We start from the raw sequence: 18,780 nt of genomic DNA on the forward strand, positions 1-18,780 counted from the left end.
CTCATGTCAGAATTTGCACCGGATGCCGGCTTCCGCAAGAACCGGAAACTCAAGGACGCCCTTCTCCGCCACAAGGCTTTTTCGAAGGATGGCTTTTCCGAGCGTCTCTTCGGCCTTCTCTTCTCCGGCCTCGTCTATCCGCAGATCTGGGAGGATCCGGATCTCGACATGCAGGCCATGGAGCTGAAGCCCAACCATCGCATCGTCACCATCGGCTCTGGCGGCTGCAACATGCTCGCCTATCTCTCCAAGGCGCCGGCCTCGGTCGACGTCGTCGATCTCAATCCGCACCACATCGCGCTGAACCGCCTGAAGCTTGCCGCCTTCAAGCATCTTCCCGGCCATGCCGATCTCGTCCGCTTCCTGGCGATGCCGAACGAGAAGTCGAACAGCCGCGCTTACGACCAGCATCTCGCCGCCCGTCTCGATGAGGCGACCCGTAGCTACTGGAACGGCCGCAAGTTCGGCCGCCGCCGCGTCACCGTCTTCGACCGCAACATTTACGAAACGGGCCTGCTCGGCCGCTTCATCGGCGCTGCCCACCTTCTGGCCCGCCTGCATGGCGTCAAACTGCGCGAGATGACCAAAACCCGCTCGATCCGCGAGCAGCGCCAGTTCTTCGACGAGCAGATCGCGCCGCTCTTCGAAAAGCCGGTCGTGCGCTGGATCACCGGCCGCAAGAGCTCGCTCTTCGGCCTCGGCATTCCGCCGCAGCAATATGACGAACTTGCGAGCCTTGCCGCCGATCATTCGATCGCGCCGGTGCTGAAGCACCGCCTGGAAAAGCTCGCCTGTCATTTCCCGATGAGCGACAACTATTTTGCCTGGCAGGCCTTCGGCCGCCGCTACGGCACCGAAACGGAAGGCCCGCTGCCGACCTATTTGAAGTCGGAGCACTATCAGGTGATCCGCGCCAATGTCGACCGCGTGAACGTCCACCATGCAAGCTTCACCGAGCTTCTGGCTCGCGAGCCGGCCGCCTCGCGCGACCGCTACATCCTGCTCGACGCACAGGACTGGATGACGGACGAGCAGTTGAACGACGTCTGGACGGAAATCACCCGCACGGCGCGCGACGGCGCCCGCGTGATCTTCCGCACCGCCGCCGAAAAAAGCATCATCGAAGGCCGTCTGGCTCCGGCGATCCGCGACCAATGGGATTACTTCGAGGAGAAGTCGCTTGAACTGACCGCGCTCGATCGCTCGGCAATCTACGGCGGCTTCCACATTTACGGGAAGAAGGCGTGAGCAAGGTCGGCACTGAGACGGCAGGAAAGAGTGATGAACATGCCAGCCTCATGGATGGCATGTACCGCTACCAGCGACACATCTACGACCTGACCCGCAAATATTATCTTCTCGGCCGCGACAGCACGATCCGCAATCTCGACGTTCCCGAAGACGGCACCCTGCTTGAAGTCGGCTGCGGCACAGGGCGCAACATGGCCTTCGCCCACAGGCATTTCCCGACCGCCAAGCTGTTCGGCCTCGACATTTCCCAGGAAATGCTGATTTCGGCGCGCAAGACCTTCGCCACCAAGGCGACGATCCCGGAATTCCGCGTCGCCGACGCCACGGCGTTCACGCCGCGCGAATTCGGCGTCAGCGGCTTCGACCGCATCCTGATTTCCTATGCCCTGTCGATGATCCCGGACTGGGAGCGCGCCGTCGATGCATCGATCGCCGCACTCAATCCCGGCGGCCAGCTGCACATTGTCGATTTCGGCCAGCAGGAAGGCTTGCCGGCCTGGTTCCGGCGCATGCTGCAGTCCTGGCTTGCGAAATTCCACGTCACCCCGCGCCCCGATCTGCGTGAGGCTCTGGAAGCGCAAGCCCATGAAAACAACGCGATATTGTTGTTCGATACCGTCGGCGGTGGTTATGCCTGGCGGGCTGCCATTATCAGCAAGCGCTTATAATTCGCTTGAAACTAACCGATTTTTTACGTTGATATGGTGAAAAGAGGGTTATCCTCTGCTGGCTCGTCTTTTTCGAAGGTCAAGTTGTGGGGCAAAAAGATCATTCGAGTTACGACGGGACGCCCATGCGCCGGCTTTTGTTTTGCGTTTTGCCCCTGGCCATCATGCTGGCCGGCTGCACTTCTTCCGGTTATGACTATCTCGAAACGGCATCGATCAAGCCAAAGACGCGCTTCAAGGATACCGATCCGCAGGATTTCGGTCCGAAGCATCCGCAGCAGAACCAGGTCCACGGCATCGATATCTCCAAATGGCAGGGCGATATCGATTGGGCCACGGTAAAGAATTCCGGTGTCGCCTTCGCCTTCATCAAGGCAACCGAAGGCAAGGACAGGGTCGATCCGCGCTTCGACGAATACTGGCGCGAAGCCCGCGCAGCCGGCATCCCGCATGCCCCCTATCATTTCTATTATTTCTGCTCTTCGGCCGATCAGCAGGCAGACTGGTTCATCCGCAACGTGCCGAAGGAAGCCATGCGCTTGCCGCCAGTGCTCGACGTCGAATGGAACGCCGAATCGAAGACCTGTCGCTACCGCCCCGACGCTGAAACGGTGCGCGCCGAAATGCAGCGTTTCATGGACCGGCTGGAGGCCTATTACGGCAAGCGCCCGATCATCTATACCTCGGTCGATTTCCATCGCGACAATCTCGCCGGCTACTTCCAGGATTATCATTTCTGGGTCCGTTCGGTGGCAAAACACCCCGAAGTGACCTATTCCGACCGCCGCTGGGCCTTCTGGCAATATACCTCGACCGGCGTTATTCCCGGCATCAGTGGGCCGACCGATATCAATGTCTTTGCCGGCAGCGCAAAGAACTGGAACAATTGGGTCGCGGCCGTTTCCAAGGATAGAAATTCTTAGTAACGTCTTGCGATGTTTCTTGCTTCCGTCACATTCGTCTGTGAAAGCGACGGCATTCTGTTTGATATAAGGACCACATCCATGCACCGCTCGCTCGCAAGCCGCTCTGCACTCGCCCTTCTGTTTGCCCTCGCCCTCGCAGGCGGCGCGGCCGCCCAGCAGGCGCCAGACGCAGCCCCGGCAGCGCCCTGCGGCGGCGATCTGTCCACCTTCCTCGAAGGCGTCAAGAAAGATGCGGTCGCAGCCGGCGCCAGTGCGGTAGCCGCCGACGAGGCCTTTGCCGGCGCCGAGATCGACCCCAAGGTGCTGAGCCGGGACCGCGCCCAGGGCGTCTTCAAGCAGACCTTCCTCGAATTCTCCCAGCGCACCGTCAGCCAGGCCCGCCTCGACATCGGCCGCCAGAAGATGAAGCAATATGCCGACGTCTTTGCCCGCGCCGAGCAGGAATTCGGCGTCCCCCCGGGCGTCATCACCGCCTTCTGGGCAATGGAAACCGATTTCGGCGCCGTCCAGGGCGATTTCAACACCCGCAATGCCCTGGTGACGCTGTCACACGACTGCCGCCGCCCGGAACTCTTCCGTCCGCAGCTCATCGCCCTCGTCGAGATGGTTCAGCACGGCGACCTCGACCCCGCCACCAATACCGGCGCCTGGGCCGGCGAGATCGGCCAGGTGCAGATGTTGCCGCGCGACATCATTGCCTATGGCATGGATGGCGACGGTGACGGTCATATCCGCCTGAAGCAGAGCGGCCCGGACGCCATTCTGACGGCGGCCAAATTCATCCAGCATCTCGGCTTCGAGCGCGGCCAGCCCTGGCTGCAGGAAGTGACCCTGCCCGATAATCTGCCCTGGGAAAAATCCGGCCTCGGCGGCACGATGAAAGCGGGCGAATGGTTCGCGCTCGGCGTCAAGCCGCGCGACGGCAATACCGCCTTCGGTAACCTCGAAGGCGATCTCGTTCTGCCGCAGGGCCGCATGGGACCGGCCTTCATCGCCTATCCCAATTTCAAGATCTATCTCGAATGGAACAAGTCGTTCATCTACACGACTTCGGCCGCCTATTTCGGGACCCGCCTTTCGGGCGCCGAGCCCTATCTCAAGGGGGTGCCGGAACAGGGGCTCGCCAGCGACCAGATGAAGGCGCTGCAGACCAAGCTGCAGTCGCTCGGCCATGATGTCGGCGAGATCGACGGCATCCTCGGCTCCGGCACGCGTGTCGCAATCCAGAAGGAACAGCAGCGCCTCGGCATGCCGGCCGATGGATGGGCAACGCCTGCCCTTCTCAACGCTCTCTGATCTCCGCTGACACTTTACCGCCGCCCGCTTCGCAAGAAACGGGTGGCGCGATCCGCTGCTTGCGCTAAAGCATCAAGCCGAAACCGGTGCCGATTTTCGGCAAAACGAGCAGCTTGCGGTGGAGCAATCGGCATGGACAGCAGAATGAATGCCTGGACCTGGGGTCTGCTGGTCCTGCTCGGCCTGATCTGGGGCGGCTCCTTCTTCTTTGCCCGCATCGCCGTCGAGCATGTGCCGCCGCTGACCCTCGTCTTCTTCAGGCTGCTGCTCGCAGCGCTGGCGCTGCATGTCTATATCGCCGGCCGTTTCGACTTCTATGCGATCCTCAAGGCCCGTTGGCGCGAATTCCTGATCCTCGGGCTCATCAACAATGCCCTGCCGCATGCGCTGATCTTCTTCGGCCAAACCCGCATCGGCGCCGGGCTTGCGGCGATCCTGAATGCGACGACACCGATCTGGACCGTGCTCATCGCCAACTACTTCACCTCAGACGAGAAGCTGTCGCCGGCAAAGATCGCCGGCTGTCTTGTCGGCCTGGTCGGAACGATCGTGCTGATCGGCCCCGGCATGTCGGCCGGCGGCGAAGCCCCCCTCTGGGCGCTGCTTCTTCCCGTACTTGCCGCGATCTCCTATGGCTTTGCCGCCACTTACGGCAAACGCTTCAAGAATGTTCCTGCCCCTGTCACCGCAGCCGGCCAGTTGACCGCCTCCTCGCTGATTGCGCTGCCGCTGTCGCTACTGGCCGATCGTCCCTGGACGCTTGCTGCACCGCCGCTCGATGCCTTCCTCGCCATCCTGGCGCTGGCACTGCTGTCGACCGCCTTCGGCTACATCCTCTATTTCCGGATCATGACGTCGGCCGGCGCCACCAACGCCTCGCTCGTCACCCTGCTGGTGCCGCCGAGCGCCATCCTTCTCGGCGTGCTCTTCCTCGGCGAAAGGCTTGCACTGGGTGAACTCGCCGGCATGGCGCTGATCGGTTTCGGCCTGGTCATTCTCGACGGCCGCGCCTATCGCATGCTGGCAAGGGCCGCCTGAAACCGGTTGCGAATTCCATATGTTTTCAACCGGTTGTGAGCCCGCCATGTTTTAGGCGCATAGATAAATGCTCAATCGCCCGATTTAACGGCATGTTAAATTGTGTGAACAAAAATTTGTCGCGAATTATTGACTTATTTCAAAGGCTTGCAAGAGCGCTATTCGACTTATACACCGAACCGTTCTGCAGCGCAGCATAAGATCTGCTTCCCAACCGACATATTTCAGACATATTATCGGCCGGTTAACGCGAGGAGACAGACATGGGACTCACGCAATCCTTGAATGTTCTGTTGGTCAGTGCAGCGTTTGCTTTCGTCTTGTCCATGCTCTTCATCTGAGCTGGCCGACGAAAGTGTAATGACTGATAGTGCCTAAACTCCTGAATAGCTGATCAATCCGCCAACGAAAAAGCGCATGTCCCGCCCGACATGCGCTTTTCACTTTTGAACGTCCCGAAAGGATCAGGCGGCTGCGCCCGCACTTTTTGTTTCCCGGCGGGATATGCCGAGATTGTCGAGCACGGCGGAAACCAGCGGCGCACGGTTCATCGTATAGAGATGGAAATCATGGATGCCGCGCCGGACGAGATCCTCGATCTGTTCGGCAGCGACTTCGGCAGCGACCTTCGCCCGCTCCTCAGGCTTGTCGTCGAAGCCCGCAAAGCGCTCGTCGAGAAAGGTAGGGATGATGGTGCCACAGGCCCCGGCGAAGCGCTTCAGCTGCGTCAGGTTCTGGATCGGCATGATGCCGGGCACGACAGGGATCGAGATGCCGGCGCCGCGCACCCGCTCCAGGTAGCGCTCGAAAGTGTCGTTGTCGAAGAAGAATTGCGTCAGCGCCCGGTCGGCGCCATTGTCGGCCTTGCGCTTCAGCATGTCGATATCGGCGGCCGTATCGCGGCTTTCCGGGTGTTTTTCCGGATAGGCGGAAACCGAAATCTCGAAATCGCCGATTTCCTTGAGGCCGGCCACCAGCTCCGCCGCATTGGCGTAACCGCCGGGATGCGGCTGGTAGGGCGCGCCGGCGCCGCCGGGCGCATCGCCGCGCAGCGCCACGAAATGCGTTACGCCGGCTTTGCGGAACGTGTCGACCACCTGATGGGTCTCTTCCTTGGTCGCACCGACACAGGTGAGATGCGAGGCGGTGGCAAGCGGCGTCTGCGACAGGAACCGCGTGACGGTGGTCAGCGTCGGCGCTTTGGTGGTGCCGCCGGCGCCATAGGTCACCGAGACGAAATCCGGGTCCCAGTCCTGCAGCTGGCTGACGGTATGCCAGAGCTGCCCTTCCATCTCCTCCGATTTAGGCGGGAAGAATTCGAAGGAGACCCTGATGTTGCGGCCGCGCGCTTCGTTTTTCAAAACCATGTCATACCCTCCCGGCAAATGTAGGTTCGGCACCTTCGCTCGCCTGCGAAGCCATGAGGCGCCTCGGATCGCGCGCGAGCCAGACGGTAACCGTCAACCCCTGCTCGCTTTGCTGACCCGGATGAAGATCGACGACCTGCTCGACGTCGAGCCCGGTCTTGCGCAGCCAGTCGGACATTGCCTGGTGCGAAAAGCCGAGACGGACATGCGCATGCTCGTCGCGGAGATATTCGAGCGTGTGCGGCGCAAGGTCGATGACCACGAGCCGGCCACCCGGCCGGAGCATGCGCGCCGCTTCCGTGATCGCAATTTCCGGCTGATCGAAGAAATGCAGCACCTGATGGATCGTCACCAGATCGAAATCCTGTCCTTCGAACGGCAGGTTCAGGATATCGGCATGGCGCACGGTGGCCTTGGTGATGCGGGACTTGTCGAGATTGGCACGCGCCACGCTCAGCATGTCGCGGCTGGCATCGACGCCGGTCGCGCGGCGGTAGAGCCCGGACAAGAGTTCGAGGATGCGGCCGGTGCCGGTGCCGAGATCGAGCAGCGAGTCGATCGGCTGGCTGCCGAGCAGCCGGATGACGGCGGCGTCGACCTCTTCGTCGGCCGCATGCAGGCGGCGAAGCTCGTCCCATTCGGCCGCGTTGCGGCTGAAATAGGCCTGCGCCCGCTCGGCGCGCTGGCGCTTGACCTGCGAAAGCCGCTCGCCGTCGCGAAGGATGGTCGGATCGTTCTCGGAAACATGCTTGAGCAGCGCCCGCACCAGCATGGCGGCCTTGCCGTCCTGCTTGAGGCGGAAATAGGCCCAGGCGCCCTCCTGGTAGCGTTCGATCAGTTCGGCCTCGCCGAGCAGCTTCAGGTGACGGGAGATGCGGGGCTGGGATTGGCCGAGAATTTCGGTAAGATCGGTCACCGTCAGGTCGCCGCCGTCAAGAAGCGCCAGAAGACGCAGGCGCGTGGGCTCGCCGGCCGCCTTCAAGACGTCCACCAGCGCATCCAGTCCAAGCTTCAAGGGTTCGCTCATCTTCGATCCAATCAAGATATAAAGATATCTTTATGTGATTTGAAAAGCGGTGGCAAGCGAGAATTCGCTCTCTCCACGAAATTGCCTGCTCAGATTGCGACAGAGCCAGATATGAAAAAGCCCCGGCCGAACCGGGGCTCTCGCAAGCGAAAACAGATGGAATAAATCAGCGCGTCAGGCGCTTGTGGGCCTGGCTGCCCGGGTTAAGGGCGTCGGGGCCAAGGCGGCGCACCTTGTCCTGTTCATAATCCTCGAAGTTGCCTTCGAACCATTCGACATGGCCGTCGCCTTCGAAAGCGAGGATATGCGTCGCCAGACGGTCAAGGAACATGCGATCGTGGCTGATGATGATGGCGCAGCCGGCGAAATTCTCCAGCGCGTTTTCCAGCGCACCCAGCGTTTCCGTATCGAGGTCGTTGGTCGGTTCGTCGAGCAGCAGAACGTTGCCGCCGGCCTTCAGCATCTTGGCAAGGTGAACGCGGTTGCGCTGACCGCCGGAGAGATTGCCGACCTTCTGCTGCTGGTCGCCGCCCTTGAAGTTGAAGGCGCCGCAATAGGCACGGGAGTTCATGTCGAATTTGCCGAGCTTGATGATTTCGGCGCCGCCGGAGATTTCCTCCCAGACCGTCTTGTCAGCCGCAAGCGCGTCACGGCTCTGGTCGACATAACCGAGATGCACGGTCTCGCCGATACGGATCGAACCGCCATCCGGCTTTTCCTGGCCGGTGATCATCTTGAACAGTGTTGTCTTGCCGGCGCCGTTGGGGCCGATGATGCCGACAATGCCGCCCGGCGGCAGCTTGATCGACAGGTCGTTGATCAGCGTGCGGCCCTCGAAGCCCTTGGTGATGCCTTCCATCTCGATGACCACCTGGCCGAGGCGCTCGCTGACCGGGATGATGATCTGCGCGTCGCCGGGACGCTGCTTCTCGGCGGCATCCACCAGTTGCTCGTAGGACTTGATACGGGCCTTGGACTTGGCCTGACGGGCCTTCGGGCTGGAAGCGATCCATTCCTGTTCGCGGCTGATCGCCTTCTGGCGCGACGCGTCTTCGCGGCTTTCCTGCAGCATGCGCTTGGCTTTCGCCTGCAGGTAGGCCGAGTAGTTGCCTTCGTAAGGAATGCCACGACCGCGGTCGAGTTCGAGGATCCATCCGGTGACATTGTCCAGGAAGTAGCGATCGTGGGTGATCATCATCACGGCGCCCGGATAGTCGCGTAGATGCTTTTCGAGCCAGGCGATGGTTTCGGCGTCCAGGTGGTTGGTCGGTTCGTCAAGCAGCAGCAGATCCGGCTGCGAAAGCAGCAGACGGCAGAGCGCGACACGGCGACGCTCACCACCGGAAAGGCTGGTGACTTCGGCGTCGCGCGGCGGGCAACGCAGCGCTTCCATCGCCATCTCGACCTGGCTTTCCAGATCCCAGAGGTTCTGGCTGTCGATGACGTCCTGAAGCTTGGCGCCCTCTTCCGCCGTCTCATCGGAATAGTTCATCATCAATTCGTTGTAACGATCGAGGACAGCGGTCTTCGAGGCAACGCCTTCCATGACGTTCTCGAACACCGTCTTGTTGGGATCGAGATGCGGCTCCTGCTCCAGATAGCCGACCGTCGCACCTTCGGCGAGCCAGGCTTCGCCGGTATACTCCTTGTCCTGGCCCGCGATGATGCGCAGTACGGTGGATTTACCCGCGCCGTTCGGACCGAGGATACCGATCTTGGCATCCGGGTAGAACGAAAGGTGGATATTCTCCAGGATCTTCTTGTTGCCATAGGCCTTGTTGAGGCCGGACATATGATAGATGAACTGACGTGCCATGCTGCGCTGCTCCGGGCGGGAAACTTTGATTGTGCCGCTATGTAGGCGAAACAGCGCCTCCGGGCAACGCCGAAACCCGGTTTACTCAGGATTTCCGGTCAAAAGCCCGCAGCGTCGACGACGCCCTCGTCGCAGCCGAACGACGTTTTTCCAGCACCCTGGATCAGATCGGCAAGCCCGGCACTTTTCGCCGATGCCGCTCCGGCAGCTTCCGAAAGCCCGATCGTCAGCTCGCTGATCATCCTGACATTGCCGGCCCGCCGGCAGCTCATCTTGACACGATCGCCGGCACCCGGTCCAAAGCTCTTGTCGAAAGCCGCCTTGATTGCTTCGGCCTTGACCGGCTTGCCGATATTGGCAGCGAAGAGATCACGCACAGCCGACGCGTTGAGTGCGCCCACGAGATGCACACCGACGCCGAAATAGTCGTCGGCACTCATCTTCGTGCAGGTGCCGTGCTTCACCCATTCATGCCGTTCCAGGCCGGATTGCGTGCCGGGCATCGCCTTGGCAAGCGCCGTCTTCGTCTCCGCTGCAAGCGTGACCTCCGGCAGCTTGTTCCAGTCGCCGTCCTTGTCGGCGGTCTTCTGATCGGCGCTCACACCACAATAATCCTGCCGCATCGGCCAGAGCCCGTGCAACGAGAAGTTCGTCGCGTCAGGGCGCTCGCCGGTCTGGCTGGCGCATTCGGCCTTCTTCTGGTTTGTCTGGCAAAAAGCCGGCTGCCAGCTCGCCGCCAGAATGAAGCGGGTGCGCCCGCCGGCCTCCTGCGCCACGGCGGCGCCGGCAATAACCATCGACACAGCGAACGACAAAGTACGCAACTGCATGCTGCTCATTTCAACCCCCAAAAAGAACAATACAGGAACAAATAAGCATCAAATTCAAACGATCGCAACCCTGAATCGCAACAAGGCTGCAATTTGTTATCGGATAACCAAACGCCGATGTTGCAATTACCCGGCGATCTGGTCTGTTGCCGCCGGGAGGATCCACATGTTTTCTGAAACGCAAAGGCTCGTCGTGCCTGGGGCGTCGCTGGCCTATCACCATGCTAAGGCCGAAGCTGCGGCACGCGGCATCCTGTTGATATCGCATGGCCTGGCCGAACATTCGAAACGATACCGCTCCTTTGCCGAGGCGATGGCGGTGCGCGGCTATCATGTCTATGCCCACGATCATCGCGGCCACGGCGAGACGACGGCAGCCGATGCGCCGATCGGCCGCTTTGCCCGGCGTGGTGGGGTCGAAAGGGTGATTGGCGACGTCATCGCCATGCGCGGCCATGCGGCCTCCTGCCATCCCGGCCTGCCGGTGATCCTCTTCGGCCATTCGATGGGCGGCCTCATCGCCCTCAATGCAGCCGTCACGGCTCCGGCCGACTTCGATGCTGTCGCCGTCTGGAATTCGAATTTCGCCGTTGGCCTTGCCGGCCGCGCCGCCCAGGCGATCCTGCTTGCCGAGCGCATGCTGAAGGGCTCTGACGTGCCGAGCGGCCTGCTGCCGAAGCTCACCTTCGGCACCTGGGGCAAATCCATTGCCGGCCGCCGCACCGAGTTCGATTGGCTGTCGCGTCGTCCTGATGAAGTTGACAAGTATGTCGCCGATCCACTCTGCGGCTTCGACGCCTCAGTCTCTCTCTGGCTCGATCTCTTCGAGTTGACCTTCCGCGCGCCGCAGAAAATCCATCTAGACCGGCTGCCGCGGGATATGCCGATCCATCTGGTCGGCGGTGGAGTGGACCCGGCGACGGAGCGTGGAAAAGCGGTGCTCTGGCTGTCAAAGCATTTGAAAGACCAAGGCTTCTCCCGTATCAGCAGTGAGATATATCAGGACATGCGGCACGAAACACTGAATGAGATCGGCGCGGATGCGGCGATCGCAGCCTTTGGCGAGTGGTGCGACAGGGCCGTCGCAAGATCCTGAGCGACCAATATCCTGAGTACAGGGATTTCATCATGAGCAGCTCCTCCGCCCGCCCCGTTTCGTCCGCCTCCGACGTGACGATGGGGCTTGTGCTGATGGTACTCTCGGTGATGGTCTCGCCGCTCATCGATATTTTTGCCAAGCTTGCGATCACGACCGTGCCATCCGGGGAGATCACCGCCGGCCGTTTCATCGTCCAGGCGCTCTGCATGCTGCCACTCGTGATATGGCGGCGCAGCTTCGCCGATTTTTCCTGGCGACAGAGCCTGTTCCATGCCATCCGCGGCGCGATCATCACCGTCTCGATGATCTCCTTCGTCACGACGCTGAAATATATGGCGGTCGCAGACGCGATCGCGATCTTCTTCGTCGAGCCAATCATGGTGACGATCCTCGGTGGCATCTTCCTGAAGGAGACGATTGGCTGGCGGCGGTATACCGCCTGCGGCGTCGGCTTCTTCGGGGCGATGCTGATCATCCAGCCGAGTTTCGAAGAGGTCGGCTACATCGCGCTTCTGCCTGTCGTCAGCGCGCTCTGCATCGCCATCTTCGTGCTGATGACCCGCGCCCTCTCGCGCAGGGAAGACCCCTGGTCGATGCAGTTCCAGATGAGCATCTGGGGCCTGCTCTTCTGTGTCCTCCTGCTTTTCCTCGGTCAGGGAACCGGCTCCGACCTCTTCGATCCGGTCATGCCGGAAGGCCGCGCCTGGTTCTATGTCGCCGGCGTCGGCGCCATGGCCGCAATCACCGGCATCCTCGGCGTCTACGCCTATCGCGCAGCACCGGCCTCGACGCTGGCGCCGCTGCAATATTTCGAGATCGTCTCGGCGACAATCTTCGCCTGGCTGGTCTTCGGCGACTTTCCGGATGCGGTCAAATGGCTCGGCATTGCCATCATCGTGGCATCAGGCTTCTACATCCTCTGGCGCGAGCGCCGCTTTGCTTCAAAGCCTGTATCCGATACATCTGAGGTGACGCTGGCGCCTTAAATAAGAATGAGAGCCCGGAGGAACATGACGGAGACCGTGACGAAAAAGCCGCCGCTTGCCGGTATCCGGGTGATCGAGCTTGCCCGCGTGCTCGCCGGCCCCTGGGCAGGACAGATGCTCGCCGATCTCGGTGCCGACGTCATCAAGGTCGAAAATCCCGACGGCGGCGACGACACGCGCCAATGGGGGCCGCCCTTCGTCGAAAGTGCCGATGGCGAGAACCTCTCGGCCGCCTATTACCACGCCGCCAATCGCGGCAAGCGCTCCGTCACTGCCGATCTGAAGAGCGCCGAAGGCCAGGATTTCGTCCGCCGCCTCGTCTCCACCGCCGACGTGGTCATCGAGAATTTCAAGCTCGGCGGCCTCGTCAAATACGGGCTCGATTATGACAGCCTGCGCAAGGTGAACCCGAAGCTCGTCTATTGCTCGATCACCGGCTTCGGCCAGAACGGCCCTTATGCCAGCCTCCCCGGCTACGATTACATCGTCCAGGGCATGTCCGGCTTCATGTCGATCACCGGTGAACCAGGCGGCCAGCCGATGAAGGCAGGCGTCGCCATTGCCGATATCTTCACCGGCATCTATGCCGTCTCGGCGATCGAAGCCGCCCTGATTCACGCCCTCAAATCAGGCGAAGGCCAGTTGGTCGACATGGCCCTGCTCGATGTGCAATCGGCCGTGCTCGCCAATCAGAACATGAATTATCTGGTTTCCGGCGAGGCACCGACCCGCCTGGGCAACGCCCATCCCAATATCTCGCCCTATGAGGTCGTGCCGACGGCGGACGGTTACCTCATTCTCGCAGTTGGAAACGACGGGCAGTTCCGTCGCCTCTGCACCATCCTCGGCCTGGAGGCCATCGCCGGCGACGAGCGTTTCGCCACCAACAAGGCCCGCGTCGGCAATCGCGGCGAAGTGCGACGCCTCGTCTCCACCGAGACGTTGAAATGGCAGAAGGCGGATCTGCTAAAGGCCTGCGAGGAGAACGCGGTTCCATCAGGCGCCATCAATACGATCGAGGAAATGTTCGCCCATCCGCAGGTGCAGGCCCGCGGCCTGCGCATCGACCTTGCAGATGCCGCGGGCACTGTGATCCCCGGTGTCAGGACGCCTGTGGTGCTGTCGGAGACGCCGCTGCGTTACATCAGGCCGAGCCCGCGTCTTGGCGAACATCAGGCAGAAATCCTGGCGGAGCTCGCCGAGCTCGAGAGGAAGGCATCGTCATGAAGAAGGCATTGTCATGAAGAAGACGGGCGGAGAACTGATCGTCGAGGCGCTGAAGGCGAATGGCGTCAAGCGTCTCTCCTGCGTGCCCGGCGAGAGCTTCCTCGCCGTGCTCGATGCGTTGCGCGACAGCGATATCGACGTCCTTGTCTGCCGCCAGGAGGGCGGAGCGGCGATGATGGCGGATTGTTGGGGCAGGCTGACCGGCGAACCCGGCATTTGCATGGTGACCCGCGGCCCCGGCGCCACCAACGCCTCCGCCGGCCTGCATATATCAAGGCAGGACTCGATCCCGATGATCCTGTTCATCGGCCAGGTGCAGCGGGAAGCACGCGAGCGCGAGGCCTTCCAGGAGGTCGAGTTCCGCCGCGCCTTCACCGAATTCGCCAAATGGGTGGGTGAGATCGACGATGCCGCCCGTATTCCCGAATTCGTCACCCGCGCCTTTGCGGTCGCAACCTCCGGCCGACCTGGCCCTGTCGTGTTGACGCTGCCGGAGGACATGTTGCGCGATGAGGTCGAGGCACCCCGCGCCAGGCACTATGCCAACGTCGAGGCCCATCCCGGCCGCCGCCAGATCGACGATTTCTATCTCCGCTTGCTGAAGGCCGAGCGGCCGATGGTAATCCTTGGCGGCACGCGCTGGGATGCCGATGCCGTCGCCGATTTTCAGAGCTTCGCCGAGCGTTTCCAACTGCCCATCGGCTGCTCCTTCCGCCGGCAGATGTTGTTCGATCATCTTCATCCCTGCTATGCCGGCGATGTCGGCATCGGTATCAATCCCACTCTGGCGAAGGAGATCAAGGAGAGCGACCTGCTGATCCTCCTCGGCAGCCGCATGTCGGAAATGCCGTCCTCCTCCTATACGCTGATCGATATCCCCTACCCCCAGCAATCGCTGGTGCACATCTATCCCGACCCTTCCGAGCTCGGCCGCGTCTATCGCCCGGATCTTGCCATCTGCGCCGCACCGGCCGATTTCGTCGCCGCGCTCGCCGATCTGGAAGCGCCGGGCGAACCGCACTGGACCGAGCGCACCGCACGCCTGCACCAGGCCTATCTCGCCTGGTCGACGCCGCCATCGACAGGTCCGGGCGCCGTCCATATGGGGCCGATCATGGAATGGCTGGAGGCCAATACCGGACCGCAGACGATCTTCACCAATGGTGCGGGCAACTACGCCACCTGGGTGCACCGCTTCCATCGTTTTCGCCGTTTCAACACCCAGGCCGCCCCCACCTCAGGCTCGATGGGTTACGGCCTGCCGGCGGCGGTGGCCGCCAAGCGGCTGTTTGCCGAGCGCGAAGTCATCTGCTTTGCCGGCGACGGCTGCTTCCTGATGCACGGCCAGGAATTCGCCACCGCCATCCGCTACGGCCTGCCGATCATCGCAGTCGTCGTCAACAACGGCATCTACGGCACGATCCGCATGCATCAGGAGCGCGAGTATCCCGGCCGCGTCAGCAGCACCGATCTGACCAATCCCGACTTCGCAGCCCTTGCCCGCGCCTATGGCGGCCACGGCGAGACGGTGGAAACGACAGCGGATTTCGCCCCCGCCTTCGAGCGGGCACGCGCCAGCGGCAAACCGGCGATCATCGAGGTCAAGCTCGATCCCGAAGCGATCACGCCGACACGCACACTCTCCGAAATCGCGCAAACAAAAAGCCGGTGAGCACGCGCAGTGCTCACCGGCTTCAAGCAATCGAAATGGTGCGACTTAGTCGAGTGCCGCCGTGATGATGAACTCGACCTTGTATTTCGGCGCAGCGAGCTTGGCTTCGCTGGTGGCGCGAGCCGGCGGGTTGGCCGGATCGATCCAGCCCTCCCAGACGGCGTTCATCTCGGCGAAATCAGCGATGTCGGACAGATAGATGATCGTCTGCAGGATCTTCGACTTGCTGCTGCCTGATGCAGCCAGCAGCCGGTCGACTTCGGCAAGCGAGGACTTGCACTGATCGGTGACGCTTTCGCCCTCGCCGACCTGACCTGCGAGATAGACCGTGTTGCCGTGAATGACGGCGCCGCTCATGCGCGAGCCGACGTCGATACGCTTGATGCTCATTATAGTCTCCTGAGTGAATGGAAGGTGACGGCGCTGAGGTTCAACGCCGGAAAATCGCCCCCCCGGAACGGGGGCTCAATTACGGATATGGTGGGTCTTCTGGTAAATCGCTGTCGAGCGTGCGCCAGAGCGGCAATAGCCGAGCATCGGCCGCGGGAATTCATCGAGCGCGTCGACCATGCCCTGCACGGCTTCCTCGGTCACGCCCATCGGTCCAACCGGCACATGGGCGATCTCGAGGCCGAGCTCCTTGGCGCGCGCCTCGATGACGGAGAACGACGTCTGGTCGGGACTTTCGTGATCGGGGCGGTGGCAGACGATCGATTTGAACCCCAGCGCCTTGATCTCGTCGAGCTCCTCCAGCGTGATCTGGCCCGAAACCGAATATTCATCGTCGATCTGGCGAATATCCATCGTCTTGTCTCCTCAAAAATCGTGGGCTGAAGGTCTACGACGGAGGTCTGCCAGCGTCAACAACACTTCGTTCACAGGAAGGTAAAGGTCAGCGCATAGCTTCGGCTCTCGCCGGGCGCCAACATGTTGAACTCACCAGCGGCCTGAAGCTCGTCGCGCGATATCCAGCGATGCGAAACCGGCTCGATACCGATGATATGGGCGGGCGCCTTCTGGTTCCGCCAGACCTGCAGATGGGGCAGCGTGTCGGCGCGGAAGCGCACACGCAGCGTCCTGCCGCCGATTGCGGCGATCGGTCCGAGGCGGACCTCTGCGAAGCCCTCCTCCGTCGCCGGCGCCGTGACGCAGAAGATGCCGCCCGGCTCCTCGCCGAACGCCCAGGGGAAACCACCATTCTCCAGCATCTGGCCCTCGAGCCGCGTGCCCTCGTCCAGCCATTTGCCGCCAGTGTTCATGTGGTACATCAGGAAGGTCGGCACCGTCCGATCGCTCATATTGACGACCCGGTCCTCGAGCCGCACCTCGCCGGTCGCCCCATCGATCCGCCACAGCCGCTCGATGCGCTGCGGCAGTCCTTCGATGGTGGTGATGTCGATATCGGCGCGGCATTCGGCATTGCCGTTCTCGAACTTCGTCCACAGCACCTTTGCCGCATGGCCGGAGGCCGATCCGTGCAGCGGATAAACCTTGCCGTCGTCCCGGCCGGGAATCGGCTGGCGGTGGCGGATATGATCCGGCCCGCAGGTGAAGAGAAAGCCTTCGAGCGAGTGGTCGATTCGCGCATCACCGTCGTCGGGAATGGCACGTTTCGGCGCGATGTCGACGCCGTCGACAATGCATCCGCCGATATCCAGCACCGATGTTTCGTCCAGCATCAGGCGCGGCCCGCTTGCGGCGGCAAATTCGATCATCACGGTCTCCTCGGGGAATTGTCGGCCCCTTAGTGCGCCGTGCGTCCTTTCGGACGCACAAAGGACGCTCTAACACTTTGAATCGACGCATTGTGCTTTTCGAAAATTGATTCCGATTTTCGGAAAGCACGATGCGCTAGCGTTAGGTTTCGCGCCGCCATTCGTCAATCGGTGCCGTTCCTATCTTGTGGTTTTGCAGCAACCGTGGAATTCGCGGAACTGCCACAAGGACGCAAACGTTTATGAGTAAAAGGAAATCTTAGTGATTTTCATATTTTGTTCAGCACGGTTTCATAAATTCCACACTAGCGTCAAAATTCGCATGTGTGTGTCTGCCCAGTCACTGTTCGAGGTGTGAGACGTGAATCGCTTTTTAAAATCGGCATTTTGCCTCGCAGCCAGCTTGGCTGCCCTTGCGGCTATAGCGCCGGAGGCAGGCGCGCAGCAGTTCCGCGACCGCCGCCAGAGCGATATCGTGCTCGTGACGCCGAACGGCGAAATCCTCGACTACGTTCCAACTGGCTATGCCTACGCCCGGGATCGTAGCGGCAATCGCGTGTTGATCGATGCCTATGGCAACGTCGTCGCTACCGAGATGCGCGCCCGGGGCTACTATCCGCCGCGGCCCGGCCCGCGCGAGGTCTATAACGACCAGTACGGCGACGACCCCTATTATTCCGACAACAATCCCGATGGCGATACGCGTTATTCCGAGCGGGGCGCCGTCACCGGCGGCATTCCGCGCGATGCGGCGATCGAACGCCGGCCGCTTGGCGAGCAGCCCTATCCCGATGACAACAGTATCGGTAATCCGCAGCCCGGCGACGATTATGCCTCGATCGACCCCGATCAGCAGATCCCGCCCGCCGACGCGCCCAAGACCGCGCCTGATGAGCCCGTCATCACGCTGAAGAACAAGTCGAAGCCCGAAATCGTCGCGCTGCAGGTCTTCCTCGATCGTGCCGGCATCTCTCCGGGTGTCATCGACGGCCATATGGGCTCGAACGTCACCAAGGGGATCTATGCCTATGACCAGATGACCGGATCGAAGCTCGATCCCAACGACACCGATGCCATTCTGGAAGAGCTGCGCATGAACGGCGGCCTGCCCGTCGTCAGTTACACGATCACGCCGGCCGATGCCGCCGGTCCCTTCGTCGCGGAGATCCCGGAGGATTATTCGCACAAGGCGCTGCTGCCGTCGCTCGCCTATACCTCGACCACCGAAATGCTGGCCGAACGCTTCCACATGGATGAGGCCTTTCTCAAGGAGATGAACCCCGGCGCCGATTTCAGCGTTCCCGGCACCGTCATCAAGGTCGTCAATCCGGGTGAGCCGAAAAGCGGCGAGGTTGCCCGTATCATCGCCGACAAGGGCCGCAAGCAGGTCTTCGCCTATGACGGCGCCGGCAATCTCCTCGCCGCCTACCCGGCATCGATCGGCTCCACCGACACGCCCTCTCCGTCAGGCTTGGTGAACGTCGAGCGTGTCGCCTTCAATCCCGGCTATACCTACAATCCGAAGATCAATTTCCAGCAGGGTGCCAACGACAAGATCCTCAACATCCCGCCCGGCCCGAACGGTCCCGTCGGCACCGTCTGGATGGCGCTTTCCAGGCCGACCTACGGCATTCACGGCACGCCCGAACCCTCGAAGATCGGCCGCACCCAGAGCCACGGCTGCATCCGCCTGACCAACTGGGATGCCACCGAACTGGCCAAGATGGTCAAGCCGGGAGTGACGGTCGAATTCGTCGACTGAACATACCATCGCGTCTTCGGGCGGAATAACCGCAAAGCGAACAGACAACAATGTCACGCGACTGGATCGACCAATACGCGGCGGGATCGGCGCTGCCCCG

17 protein-coding genes are annotated in these 18,780 nt (G+C 61.6%); 10 read left to right on the plus strand and 7 right to left on the minus strand.

The genetic code is table 11. The annotated features are described in order from the left end of the window. The first annotated feature begins 3 nt into the window (after positions 1 to 3). The 5 genes from ACD590_RS14270 (at position 4) to ACD590_RS14290 (ending at position 5,179) form a co-directional block, all read left to right on the plus strand. Positions 4 to 1,248 (plus strand): DUF3419 family protein, encoded by a 1,245-nt coding sequence (locus ACD590_RS14270; RefSeq protein ID WP_439002811.1) that lies wholly within the window; start codon positions 4 to 6, stop codon positions 1,246 to 1,248. Continuing rightward, complete coding sequence (locus tag ACD590_RS14275) at positions 1,245 to 1,919, plus strand: class I SAM-dependent methyltransferase (protein WP_439002812.1); 675 nt, start codon at positions 1,245 to 1,247, stop codon at positions 1,917 to 1,919. Before ACD590_RS14270 ends, ACD590_RS14275 begins: the two co-directional genes overlap by 4 nt. 125 nt (positions 1,920 to 2,044) lie before the next feature. Continuing rightward, positions 2,045 to 2,842, plus strand: a complete 798-nt coding sequence (locus ACD590_RS14280) for a glycoside hydrolase family 25 protein (protein ID WP_018242881.1) — start codon at positions 2,045 to 2,047, stop codon at positions 2,840 to 2,842. An 81-nt stretch (positions 2,843 to 2,923) separates the two neighbouring features. After that, positions 2,924 to 4,141: a lytic murein transglycosylase gene (locus tag ACD590_RS14285; RefSeq protein WP_026188473.1), complete on the plus strand. Its 1,218-nt coding sequence runs from the start codon at positions 2,924 to 2,926 to the stop codon at positions 4,139 to 4,141. 132 nt (positions 4,142 to 4,273) lie between these two features. Beyond that, positions 4,274 to 5,179: a DMT family transporter gene (locus ACD590_RS14290; RefSeq protein WP_439002813.1), complete on the plus strand. Its 906-nt coding sequence runs from the start codon at positions 4,274 to 4,276 to the stop codon at positions 5,177 to 5,179. A gap of 464 nt (positions 5,180 to 5,643) precedes the next feature. On the opposite strand, the gene metF is transcribed toward ACD590_RS14290, so the two are convergent. The 4 genes from metF to ACD590_RS14310 all read right to left on the minus strand — a co-directional run bounded on the left by metF (position 5,644) and on the right by ACD590_RS14310 (position 10,228). Then, positions 5,644 to 6,546 carry a methylenetetrahydrofolate reductase [NAD(P)H] gene (gene metF / locus ACD590_RS14295; protein ID WP_439002814.1) on the minus strand — a complete coding sequence of 301 codons (903 nt, stop codon included), beginning with the start codon at positions 6,544 to 6,546 and terminating at the stop codon, positions 5,644 to 5,646. A gap of 1 nt (position 6,547) precedes the next feature. Further along, complete coding sequence (locus ACD590_RS14300) at positions 6,548 to 7,573, minus strand: ArsR/SmtB family transcription factor (protein ID WP_028732851.1); 1,026 nt, start codon at positions 7,571 to 7,573, stop codon at positions 6,548 to 6,550. A gap of 166 nt (positions 7,574 to 7,739) precedes the next feature. Continuing rightward, on the minus strand, positions 7,740 to 9,389 hold the full coding sequence (gene ettA / locus ACD590_RS14305; RefSeq protein ID WP_018242886.1) for an energy-dependent translational throttle protein EttA: 1,650 nt from the start codon (positions 9,387 to 9,389) through the stop codon (positions 7,740 to 7,742). A 98-nt stretch (positions 9,390 to 9,487) separates the two neighbouring features. Beyond that, complete coding sequence (locus ACD590_RS14310) at positions 9,488 to 10,228, minus strand: ribonuclease T2 family protein (RefSeq protein WP_047623414.1); 741 nt, start codon at positions 10,226 to 10,228, stop codon at positions 9,488 to 9,490. A gap of 157 nt (positions 10,229 to 10,385) precedes the next feature. Between ACD590_RS14310 and ACD590_RS14315 the strand changes: the two genes are divergently transcribed. Genes ACD590_RS14315 through ACD590_RS14330 form a run of 4 tightly spaced genes read left to right on the plus strand, consistent with a single transcriptional unit; the run spans position 10,386 to position 15,203 of the window. Further along, positions 10,386 to 11,315: an alpha/beta fold hydrolase gene (locus tag ACD590_RS14315; RefSeq protein ID WP_065276113.1), complete on the plus strand. Its 930-nt coding sequence runs from the start codon at positions 10,386 to 10,388 to the stop codon at positions 11,313 to 11,315. 32 nt (positions 11,316 to 11,347) lie between these two features. Beyond that, positions 11,348 to 12,304 (plus strand): DMT family transporter, encoded by a 957-nt coding sequence (locus ACD590_RS14320; RefSeq protein ID WP_047623487.1) that lies wholly within the window; start codon positions 11,348 to 11,350, stop codon positions 12,302 to 12,304. 24 nt (positions 12,305 to 12,328) lie between these two features. After that, the gene (locus tag ACD590_RS14325) at positions 12,329 to 13,531 is read left to right on the plus strand and encodes a CaiB/BaiF CoA transferase family protein (RefSeq protein ID WP_439002815.1); all 1,203 of its coding nucleotides are present in this window, start codon (positions 12,329 to 12,331) and stop codon (positions 13,529 to 13,531) included. Positions 13,532 to 13,544: 13 nt separating this feature from the next. Further along, on the plus strand, positions 13,545 to 15,203 hold the full coding sequence (locus ACD590_RS14330; protein WP_439002816.1) for a thiamine pyrophosphate-binding protein: 1,659 nt from the start codon (positions 13,545 to 13,547) through the stop codon (positions 15,201 to 15,203). A 45-nt stretch (positions 15,204 to 15,248) separates the two neighbouring features. Here ACD590_RS14330 and ACD590_RS14335 read toward each other — a convergent pair whose 3' ends face one another. From ACD590_RS14335 to ACD590_RS14345, 3 genes are all read right to left on the minus strand, one after another. Next, complete coding sequence (locus ACD590_RS14335; protein WP_018446572.1) at positions 15,249 to 15,593, minus strand: RidA family protein; 345 nt, start codon at positions 15,591 to 15,593, stop codon at positions 15,249 to 15,251. A 75-nt stretch (positions 15,594 to 15,668) separates the two neighbouring features. Beyond that, positions 15,669 to 16,007, minus strand: coding sequence for a TIGR01244 family sulfur transferase (locus ACD590_RS14340; protein WP_018074112.1), 339 nt, complete (start codon positions 16,005 to 16,007; stop codon positions 15,669 to 15,671). 71 nt (positions 16,008 to 16,078) lie between these two features. Beyond that, positions 16,079 to 16,918, minus strand: coding sequence for an aldose 1-epimerase family protein (locus tag ACD590_RS14345; RefSeq protein WP_439002817.1), 840 nt, complete (start codon positions 16,916 to 16,918; stop codon positions 16,079 to 16,081). 361 nt (positions 16,919 to 17,279) lie between these two features. On the opposite strand from ACD590_RS14345, the gene ACD590_RS14350 reads away from it, so the two are divergent. Beyond that, entirely contained in the window at positions 17,280 to 18,680 is a 1,401-nt protein-coding gene (locus ACD590_RS14350) for a L,D-transpeptidase (RefSeq protein ID WP_028732858.1), read from the plus strand. Positions 18,681 to 18,780: the final 100 nt, after the last annotated feature.

Source organism: Rhizobium sp. 862_C5_N1_2, from assembly GCF_051811205.1.
Taxonomy (GTDB): Bacteria; Pseudomonadota; Alphaproteobacteria; order Rhizobiales; family Rhizobiaceae; genus Rhizobium; species Rhizobium leguminosarum.

Coding starts and splice junctions, on each gene's coding strand:
- metF (WP_439002814.1), bottom strand. CDS start 6,546: ATGGTTTTGAAAAACGAAGCGCGCGGCCGCAACATCAGGGTCTCCTTC.
- ACD590_RS14285 (WP_026188473.1), top strand. CDS start 2,924: ATGCACCGCTCGCTCGCAAGCCGCTCTGCACTCGCCCTTCTGTTTGCC.
- ACD590_RS14290 (WP_439002813.1), top strand. CDS start 4,274: ATGGACAGCAGAATGAATGCCTGGACCTGGGGTCTGCTGGTCCTGCTC.
- ACD590_RS14300 (WP_028732851.1), bottom strand. CDS start 7,573: ATGAGCGAACCCTTGAAGCTTGGACTGGATGCGCTGGTGGACGTCTTG.
- ACD590_RS14335 (WP_018446572.1), bottom strand. CDS start 15,593: ATGAGCATCAAGCGTATCGACGTCGGCTCGCGCATGAGCGGCGCCGTC.
- ACD590_RS14270 (WP_439002811.1), top strand. CDS start 4: ATGTCAGAATTTGCACCGGATGCCGGCTTCCGCAAGAACCGGAAACTC.
- ACD590_RS14330 (WP_439002816.1), top strand. CDS start 13,545: ATGAAGAAGACGGGCGGAGAACTGATCGTCGAGGCGCTGAAGGCGAAT.
- ACD590_RS14320 (WP_047623487.1), top strand. CDS start 11,348: ATGAGCAGCTCCTCCGCCCGCCCCGTTTCGTCCGCCTCCGACGTGACG.
- ACD590_RS14280 (WP_018242881.1), top strand. CDS start 2,045: ATGCGCCGGCTTTTGTTTTGCGTTTTGCCCCTGGCCATCATGCTGGCC.
- ACD590_RS14310 (WP_047623414.1), bottom strand. CDS start 10,228: ATGAGCAGCATGCAGTTGCGTACTTTGTCGTTCGCTGTGTCGATGGTT.
- ACD590_RS14345 (WP_439002817.1), bottom strand. CDS start 16,918: ATGATCGAATTTGCCGCCGCAAGCGGGCCGCGCCTGATGCTGGACGAA.
- ettA (WP_018242886.1), bottom strand. CDS start 9,389: ATGGCACGTCAGTTCATCTATCATATGTCCGGCCTCAACAAGGCCTAT.
- ACD590_RS14325 (WP_439002815.1), top strand. CDS start 12,329: ATGACGGAGACCGTGACGAAAAAGCCGCCGCTTGCCGGTATCCGGGTG.
- ACD590_RS14340 (WP_018074112.1), bottom strand. CDS start 16,007: ATGGATATTCGCCAGATCGACGATGAATATTCGGTTTCGGGCCAGATC.
- ACD590_RS14315 (WP_065276113.1), top strand. CDS start 10,386: ATGTTTTCTGAAACGCAAAGGCTCGTCGTGCCTGGGGCGTCGCTGGCC.